The 7478-nt window shown below is 72.9% G+C and carries 8 protein-coding genes; 2 read left to right on the top strand and 6 right to left on the bottom strand.

The features are described 5' to 3' along the window. Nucleotides 1-174: 174 nt before the first annotated feature. Together ABZ721_RS37990 and ABZ721_RS37985 are read right to left on the bottom strand one after the other, a co-directional pair. The gene (locus ABZ721_RS37990) at nucleotides 175-915 is read right to left on the bottom strand and encodes a transglycosylase SLT domain-containing protein (RefSeq protein WP_358793388.1); all 741 of its coding nucleotides are present in this window, start codon (nucleotides 913-915) and stop codon (nucleotides 175-177) included. A gap of 461 nt (nucleotides 916-1376) precedes the next feature. Continuing rightward, the gene (locus ABZ721_RS37985; protein WP_358793387.1) at nucleotides 1377-2090 is read right to left on the bottom strand and encodes an SDR family oxidoreductase; all 714 of its coding nucleotides are present in this window, start codon (nucleotides 2088-2090) and stop codon (nucleotides 1377-1379) included. A 102-nt stretch (nucleotides 2091-2192) separates the two neighbouring features. Here ABZ721_RS37985 and ABZ721_RS37980 point away from each other — a divergent pair, with 102 nt between their 5' ends. Further along, nucleotides 2193-3023 (top strand): helix-turn-helix transcriptional regulator, encoded by an 831-nt coding sequence (locus tag ABZ721_RS37980; protein ID WP_358793386.1) that lies wholly within the window; start codon nucleotides 2193-2195, stop codon nucleotides 3021-3023. Nucleotides 3024-3228: 205 nt separating this feature from the next. On the opposite strand, the gene ABZ721_RS37975 is transcribed toward ABZ721_RS37980, so the two are convergent. Both ABZ721_RS37975 and ABZ721_RS37970 read right to left on the bottom strand, forming a co-directional pair. Then, a complete protein-coding gene (locus ABZ721_RS37975) occupies nucleotides 3229-4002 on the bottom strand; it encodes a hypothetical protein (RefSeq protein ID WP_358793385.1) in 774 nt (257 codons plus the stop codon). A gap of 106 nt (nucleotides 4003-4108) precedes the next feature. Continuing rightward, nucleotides 4109-4888 carry an alpha/beta hydrolase gene (locus ABZ721_RS37970; RefSeq protein ID WP_358793384.1) on the bottom strand — a complete coding sequence of 260 codons (780 nt, stop codon included), beginning with the start codon at nucleotides 4886-4888 and terminating at the stop codon, nucleotides 4109-4111. 61 nt (nucleotides 4889-4949) lie between these two features. On the opposite strand from ABZ721_RS37970, the gene ABZ721_RS37965 reads away from it, so the two are divergent. Then, the gene (locus tag ABZ721_RS37965; protein ID WP_358793383.1) at nucleotides 4950-5369 is read left to right on the top strand and encodes a MarR family winged helix-turn-helix transcriptional regulator; all 420 of its coding nucleotides are present in this window, start codon (nucleotides 4950-4952) and stop codon (nucleotides 5367-5369) included. 8 nt (nucleotides 5370-5377) lie between these two features. On the opposite strand, the gene ABZ721_RS37960 is transcribed toward ABZ721_RS37965, so the two are convergent. Next, nucleotides 5378-6553, bottom strand: a complete 1176-nt coding sequence (locus ABZ721_RS37960) for a HAMP domain-containing sensor histidine kinase (protein ID WP_358793389.1) — start codon at nucleotides 6551-6553, stop codon at nucleotides 5378-5380. 172 nt (nucleotides 6554-6725) lie between these two features. Continuing rightward, nucleotides 6726-7466 (bottom strand): two-component system response regulator CseB, encoded by a 741-nt coding sequence (cseB, locus tag ABZ721_RS37955; protein WP_358793382.1) that lies wholly within the window; start codon nucleotides 7464-7466, stop codon nucleotides 6726-6728. Nucleotides 7467-7478 lie beyond the last annotated feature (12 nt).

The raw sequence follows: 7478 nt of genomic DNA, 5'->3' as shown, positions 1-7478 counted from the left end.
GGGATCCCGCACTAACCCCTCCTCGCCGGAACCCCGCGGCCCGATCGTGGCCGGCCGGGCCCGCCCTGCCGCCCGCGCCCGCCGCCGGCCCCGCTCAGGTCGGTACCTGAGCGGGGCCGCGGCGACCGGGGTGGGCACGGTCGTGCCGACCGGGTCGGCGGGGTGCGTCGGGGATCAGTACGCGGAGTTCACGTTGTCGATCGAGCCGTAGCGGTCGGCCGCGTAGTTGGCGGCGGCGGTGATGTTGGCGACCGGGTCGGTGAGGCTGTTCGCGGTGCCGGCGACGTGGTACGTGTCGAACGTCGGCTGGATGACCTGCAGCAGGCCCTTCGACGGGATGCCGTTGATCGCGTTGATGTCCCAGTCGTTGACGGCGTTCGGGTTGCCGCTGGACTCGCGGATGATGTTGCGGTGCAGACCCTCGTAGCTACCGGGAATGCCCTTCTTCTTCATGATGGCCAGCGACTCGCGGATCCAGCCGTCGAGGTTGTCCGCGTACTTGGGGGCCGCGACGGCCACGGGCTTTCGTACGGTGGACCGGTCGGCGGCCGGCTTGGCCGCGTGCTGCGCTGCGGCCGGCTTGGCCGCGGGCTCGGCTGCGGGCTTCGCCGTCACCGGCGCCTTGGTGAGGTCGCGCGCGGTGTCCTTGGCGGCGGCCGGCTTGCCGACGTAGGCGGGGTAGGTCGTGTCGGTCACGCGCTGGGTGAGGCCCTGCACCTTCGTGCCGGCCTTGCTGTCGGCGGTGACCTTGGCGACGTTGACGGCCGGCAGCGCCGCGGTGGTCGAACCGTTGGCGCCGGTGAGGGCGAGGGCCGTGGTGCATCCGGCGGCGGCGAGGGCGACAGCCGAGACCTGGAGGCGCTTGGTGGAGGGGCGGAAGGTGCGCAGGGCGGAGAGCTGAGTGCGTGCGGACATGCGGGATGAACCTCTTCCGAACGGGATCAGGGGACGGCCGGCTGCAATGGCGGCGTGGGGAGCAGGTGGCGGGCCCGTTCTCGCTGATGCGTCGGGAGGCCGCGGCGCTCATGTCGTTCTTACTCGAACCATGGTTAACGCGGCCCGACGGCGATGGCAAAGACCTCGCTTACTAAGCGCCTTAGTAAGCGAAGTCGAATGGCACCCGCCCGGGCACTGCGCGGCCACAGCGAACGGGGAAAAGCGTCCACTAAGCAACTTCGGAAGTGACGTAGGTCCTGTGCCGGGGCTCACGCGATCCGGCGATTCCGGAGCCCGGAAATCGCCCGGCCACGGAAAGAAACGGCGGTCACGCGCGCCTCGGGAATTCGCTGCCGCACCTCTGCGGAATAGCGCAGGAATACAGCGGAACGGGCACCGACATGACCTTCGGTGCCCGCCTGTTCACTGAGCGCGCTATTTCACCAGGGAAGTGTGCCCTTTGCGTCGAAACTTCCCCCGGTCGGGCCGTCTGCGCCGACCTGCGCCATCCGCACGATGATCTCGGCGCCCTGCTCGACGCTCTGGAATCCGGTGTGCGCATTCAGGTCGGTCGCGGTGAATCCGGGCTCCACCGCGTTGATCCGCATCTTCGGGAACGCTTTCGCGTACTGCACGGTGACCATGTTGACCGCGGCCTTCGACGCCGGATAGGCCACGCCCGGATAGGCGTAGGTCGGGGTTTCCGGTGCGGCGACCAGAGAAAGCGACCCCAGACCACTGCTGACATTCACCACGACGGGCGCCGCGGAACGCCCCAGCAGCGGCAGGAACGCGTGCAGGACGCGCACCATGCCGAAGACGTTCGTCTCGAACGTCCTTCGCATCACGTCGGCGGTCAGTTCGGCGGCGCCGATCACGACGACGCCGTCGTCACGCATCTCCTCCTGGACGCCCGCGTTGTTGATCAGCACGTCCAGCCCTCCGTCGGCCTCGACGGCCTTCGCCGCGGCCCGCACGGACGCGTCGTCCGTGACGTCCAGCTGGATCGCGCGGGCGCCGAGCCGCTCGGCGGCCCGCAGGCCGCGTTCGGCGTCCCGGCTGCCGAGGTAGACGGTGTGCCCCGCGGCGACGAGCCGGCGGGCGGTCTCGAAGCCGAGACCCTTGTTCGCTCCGGTGATCAGTGTTGTCGTCATGCCTCCACGCTGCGGCGCGGCGGCCGGACCAGCCAGGGCCCGGATCTTCCTGGGACTGCTGGTACCAGGACGATCCGGGGCCGCCCGGTGCACAGTGGTGTCATGGCGACCACGGAGTTCGGGCACACGGTACGGCGCTGGCGCGATCGGGTCCCCCCGGAGTGCGCGGGGCTGCCGGCCGGCGGCCACCGGCGCGCGGCCGGCCTGCGCCGCGAGGAGCTCGCGCTGCTGGCCGGCATCTCGGTCGACTACGTCACCCGCCTCGAACAGGGCCGCGCCACCAACCCCTCGGAACAGGTCGTCGAGGCCCTGGCGCGGGCCCTGCGGCTGTCCTCGGCCGAGCGCGAGCACCTGTTCCACGCGGCCGGGCTGGTCCCGCCCGGCCAGGGCACGGTGCCCGGGTACATCACCCCGAGCGTCCAGCGGATGCTCGACCGGCTGAACGGGACACCCGTCGCGGTCTCCGACGCGGCGTGGACCCTGCTGCTGGCCAATCCGCTGTACGTGGCGCTGATGGGCGAGCGGCACGGCAACGAGCGCAACGCGGTGTGGCGGACGTTCCTCGGCCCGGCCGGGCCCGTCCGCCACACCCCGCAGTCCCAGCGCGCGCTGGAGATCGCGCAGGTCACCGCGTTGCGGGCGGCCGCGAGCCGGTATCCGGCGGACCTGCGGGTCCGGCGGCTGGTCGCGGAGCTGCGGGCCGGCAGCGAGCGGTTCGCCGAGCTGTGGGACAGCGGAGCCGTGGGCCGGCCCGAGGCCGGCCGCAAGACCATCGACCATCCGCGGGTGGGCGAGCTGACGCTGGACTGCGACATCCTCAGCGTCACGGGCAGCGACCTGCGCATCATGGTCTACACCGCCGAGCCCGGCACCCCGGACGCCGAGCGCCTCGCGCTGCTGTCCGTGCTCGGCACCCAGGCGCTGACCGGCTAGGTCGTGTCTTCAAATCCTCGTCTGGCCGACGGGGCCCGGCACGCACGCTCGCGGCGTTGTCGTCGGTCGCCGATGCTCCGCATGGACTCCCTCCTCCGCCTTGCGACCGCACGCACCAGACCCCGCCGACCCCGCCCTCCGGGCGGACGACGCCGATGTGAAGACACTCCCTAGCGCCCCTCGCCGGCCGGGGCCGCGCCCGGTCTCAGAAGCGGATGTCCGGGGCCTGGAGCACGACGCGCAGCAGCTCGTCGGCACGGTCGGCGTTGATCTCGTGGCGGAACCAGACGTTCTGCCGGGCGTCGGCGGCCGGATCCTCGCTGACCGTCACCCACAGCAGCAGGCCCCACAGCACCTTCGGAGCGTGCCCGGCCATCTGCGCGCCGAGGCCGACGGGCACGGCGACGCCGATGCGCGGCGGCGGCACACCGTCGAAGTCGGGCACGGCGAAGTCCGTGACGTCGTTGCCCGCCAGGACCAGGGGCGCTCCGGTGACCTGGAGCCAGTGCACGTCGATGCCCTCGGCGATGCGGTCGAGCGCGACCGACAGCCAGCCCCGCACCGTCGCCTCCGGGTCGGGGAGCCAGCTCAGCGGGCCCTCGGGGTCGGTGGCGCGGCGCAGATCGTTCTGCGGGGGCCCGAAGTGCTCGTTCTCCACGGGTCCTTCGAGCTCGTTGCCGTCGCGGTCCACCCGCCACCAGCGGCGGATCGACTCCGGCGGCGCCCAGGTCTCCGAGGAGTACTCCCCCGCGACCTCGTAGATCCACCGGCTCTCGTCGTCGTCACCGCCGGGCAGCGGCAGGTCCTGCGGGCCGACCGGTCGGCGCGTCGCCCCGGGCGGGGTCTGCGACGCCGTCGACCGGGGGCGGGCGTCCTGCGGGGCGTACCCCGGCACCGCGTCCGCCGGTGTCGCGTCGCCCGGCACCGCGTCCGCCGGCGGTGCGTCCGCAGGCCGTCTCCTGCGCCCGAAGATCCCCATGCTCCGTCCTCCCCCTCGCCCGGTGCGGTTGTGCCCCATCCTTCCCCGGGGGAACGCCGGTCAGCCGGGAAACGGGAGTTTCCAACGGGCTTGCTTTCGGGCCCGGTTACGCCTTCGCCCGCACATAGGCGTCGATCAGGGCGAACGTGGCTTCCGGCTGCTCGATGTGCGGAAGGTGACCCGCCTCGGGGACGACCTGGAGCCGGCCGTCGCCGAACGCGTCGGCGTAGGCCGCGCCGTAGGCGGGGGTGACGATGCGGTCGCTCGCTCCCCACAGCAGGAGCGTGGGGACGTCGACGCGTCCCAGCCGGCGCAGGAGTTTGGGGTCGTGCATGTTGGGCTCGCCCGCGATGTCCCGCAGGGTGGCCATGTTGGCCCGCATCATCTGGAGTTGGGCGGCGGGGAGGGCGGCCGGATCGACGGCGGCGCGGGTCGAGTCGTGCCAGGCGTACTCGGCCACGCCGGCGGCGTCGAGGGAGAAGAAGTCGGTGATCGGCTCCCCCTCGACGTGCACGCCGACCGCGTCGATCAGGACGAGTCCGGTGATGACTCCCGCGGTGTCCCGCACCGCCATCTCGGCGGCCGTCCAGCCGCCGAGCGAGGAGCCGATGACGAGCACGTCGCTCAGCCCGAGGTCCCGCAGGCAGTGCAGGTACGCGAGGGCGAGGTCGTCGACGCCGGTCAGCCACGCGGGGCGGGGAGCGCCGTTCCAGCCGGGGTGGGTCGGGGTGATGGTGTGCAGAGAGTGGGAGAGCTGTGCGGCGAGTCCGGCGACCGTGGCCGGCCCACCGCCGCCGTGCAGGATCAGGCACGGCCGGCCGGAGCCGGCTTCGGAGAGGGAGAGGGACAGGTCGCTGTACACGTCAACCGTGCGGTTCGTAGGCATGCCAGGACTCTAACTAAAGATGTTTATATAAACAAGCTTGGCCATGCGTTAGGCTGGTCCCATGCCCGACGAACTGCAGGTCCTCGGAAGAGCGGTGAAGCAGGCCCAGTACCGGCAGCACCGGGCGCTCGAGAGCCGGCTCGCCTCGGCAGGGACCACCCTGGCGCAGTGGGACGCGCTGCGAGCCATCAGCCGCACGCCCGGAGCACCGGCCCGCACGCTGGCCGCGGCCACGTTCCAGAGCGAGCAGGCCTTCGGGACGCTCGCCGGCCGGCTGGTCGCGCTCGGCCTGATCGAGCGCCGGCCGGGCCACGGCCGGCGCATCGAGCACTACCTCACCCCCGCCGGCGAGCAGACCCTGGCCACGGGCCACCGGATCGCCGACGACGTCCTCGCCGCGTGCTTCGCCGCCCTGTCCCCCACCGACCGCGGCACCCTGCTCGAACTGCTGGGGCGCATCGACCACGACCCGGGGGCGTGAGCGCGGGCTCAGCTCTCCCGGCGCGGCAGTTCCAGCGTGGCGACCGCGCCGTGCGGGACGGCGTTGGCCAGGGTCAGGCGGGCCCCGATCACGCGGGACTGCCCCAGCGCGATGGTGAGGCCGAGGCCGTGCCCGTGACCGCGTTCGGCGGCTCCGGTACGGAAGCGCTGCGGGCCGTGCGCGAGCAGATCGGCGGGGAAGCCCGGCCCCTGGTCGCGCACGACGATCGTGGTGCCGTCGACCGTGACCTCCACCGGTGACCCGCCGTGGCGGTGGGCGTTGAGGACCAGGTTGGTGACGATGCGGTCCAGCCGGCGCGGGTCGGTCGCGGTGACCGGGTCCCCCGTCACCGCGATCCGCGTCACAAGGCCCGTGCGCCGCACGGACTCGGTCACCAGTTCCCCGAGCGGCACCGGCTGCGCGTCGGCCCGTTCGGCGCCCGCGTCCAGGCGGGAGATCTCCAGCAGGTCGTCCACCAGGGAGCGGAGCACCCGCACCCGGTCGCGCACCAGGTCGGTCGGCTCGCTCTCCGGGAGCAGGGAGGCGGACGTCACCAGGCCGGCGAGCGGGGTGCGCAGCTCGTGGGCGACATCCGCGGTGAACCGCTGCTCGCCGCGCAGCCGGTCGCGCAGGGCGTCGGCCATGAGGTCGACCGCCGCGGAGATCTCGCTGATCTCGTCATGGCCGCGGCCGGCCGTCCGCGCGTCGAGGTCGCCGCCCCTGATCCGGCGGGCGGTGCCGGCGATCCGGCGCAGCCGGCGCAGCAGCAGTTCGGCGGCGAGCAGGGTCAGGGGGACGACGACCGCGAGCATGGCCAGGGCCGCGTAGCGCATGTGCCGGTCGAGGGCGGCGAGGCTGCGCTGCTCCGCGCCCAGGTCCACGCTGACGGCCAGCGGGGTGCCGTTGACCCGGCTGCCCGCCCACATCAGGTACCCCCGGGCCGGGTGCCGGGTGTCGTACCAGGTGACCGGTCCCTGGTCGGACGCGATCCGGTCGCGCAGCTCGTCCGGGAGCTCGCCGCCGATCAGGTAGTAGGGACCCGGCTCCGGATGGGTCCGCGGCGGCTGCCCGGCGCGGAACGCGGTCTCGGCCTTGCCCAGGTCCTCCACCGCCGTGCCGCGCGCGATGCCCAGGGAGCGGTTCTGGGTGCTCTGGTGCACCAGGATCCCGATGCCCAGCGCCATCGCGCAGGCTGCCGCGGCCACTCCGGCGGCGACCTTCCAGCGCAGGGACCGCGGGTCGGCGAAGCGCCACAGGCCGCGCCGGCGAGGAGCACGGCCGGCGTCGGTACGGAAGTCGGTACGGGGGTCGGCGTGGGGGCCGGGCTCGGAGGCGGCGGTCGGCGGCCGGCGCACGTCAGCGCCGGAACTTGTAGCCGAAACCGCGGACGGTCTCGATGTGGTCGGCGCCGATCTTCTTGCGCAGCCGCTGCACCGCCAGGTCGACCACCCGGATGTCGCCGTCCCAGCCGTAGTCCCACACCTTGCGCAGCAGGGTCTGCCGCTGCAGCGCGATGCCCGGCGCGGCCACGAACTCCAGCAGCAGCCGCAGTTCGGTCGGGGTGACGGCGAGCAGCCTGCCGTCGACGTGGACGTCCAGGCCCCGGGTGTCGACGGTGAGGTTCCGGAACGCCAGGACGCTGTCGTCCACCGACCGGCCGTCGCCCGCCGCGGGCCCGGTGAAGGTGGCCCGGCGCAGCAGGGTGCGGATCCGCGCCACCAGGACGGTGGTGTCGACGGGCTTGACGATGTAGTCGTCGGCGCCCGCCTCCAGGCCGGCCACCACGTCCATCGAGTCGCCGCGGGCCGACATCATCAAGATGGGCGCCTGGCTCGTCTCCCGGATCCGGCGGCACAGTCCGATGCCGTCCAGGTGCGGCAGCATGATGTCGAGCAGCAGCAGGTCGTGCTCTCCGTCCCGGAACATCTCCAGGCCCGTCAGTCCGTCCGCGGCCGCCGACACCTCGTATCCGTAGCGGTCCAGTGCCATCCCGACGGACCGGCGGATCGCCTCGTCGTCCTCGACCAGCAGGACGCGCACCGTGGCCGGGGGGCCGCCGCCGCTGGGTCCCGCCGGGGTGCTGTCGCGCTGCTGCATCACGTCACCTGA

This window comes from Streptomyces sp. NPDC006733 (assembly GCF_040636125.1).
GTDB lineage: Bacteria > Actinomycetota > Actinomycetes > Streptomycetales > Streptomycetaceae > Actinacidiphila.
The sequence above is the reverse complement of the archived record's forward strand: the minus strand, read 5'-3'. Positions and strand labels throughout refer to the sequence as shown.

Excerpts from the sequence above, each read along its gene's own strand:
- ABZ721_RS37990 (WP_358793388.1), bottom strand. The coding sequence starts at position 915 with ATGTCCGCACGCACTCAGCTCTCCGCCCTGCGCACCTTCCGCCCCTCC.
- cseB (WP_358793382.1), bottom strand. The coding sequence starts at position 7,466 with ATGCAGCAGCGCGACAGCACCCCGGCGGGACCCAGCGGCGGCGGCCCC.
- ABZ721_RS37985 (WP_358793387.1), bottom strand. The coding sequence starts at position 2,090 with ATGACGACAACACTGATCACCGGAGCGAACAAGGGTCTCGGCTTCGAG.
- ABZ721_RS37975 (WP_358793385.1), bottom strand. The coding sequence starts at position 4,002 with ATGGGGATCTTCGGGCGCAGGAGACGGCCTGCGGACGCACCGCCGGCG.
- ABZ721_RS37960 (WP_358793389.1), bottom strand. The coding sequence starts at position 6,553 with ATGGCGCTGGGCATCGGGATCCTGGTGCACCAGAGCACCCAGAACCGC.
- ABZ721_RS37965 (WP_358793383.1), top strand. The coding sequence starts at position 4,950 with ATGCCCGACGAACTGCAGGTCCTCGGAAGAGCGGTGAAGCAGGCCCAG.
- ABZ721_RS37980 (WP_358793386.1), top strand. The coding sequence starts at position 2,193 with ATGGCGACCACGGAGTTCGGGCACACGGTACGGCGCTGGCGCGATCGG.
- ABZ721_RS37970 (WP_358793384.1), bottom strand. The coding sequence starts at position 4,888 with ATGCCTACGAACCGCACGGTTGACGTGTACAGCGACCTGTCCCTCTCC.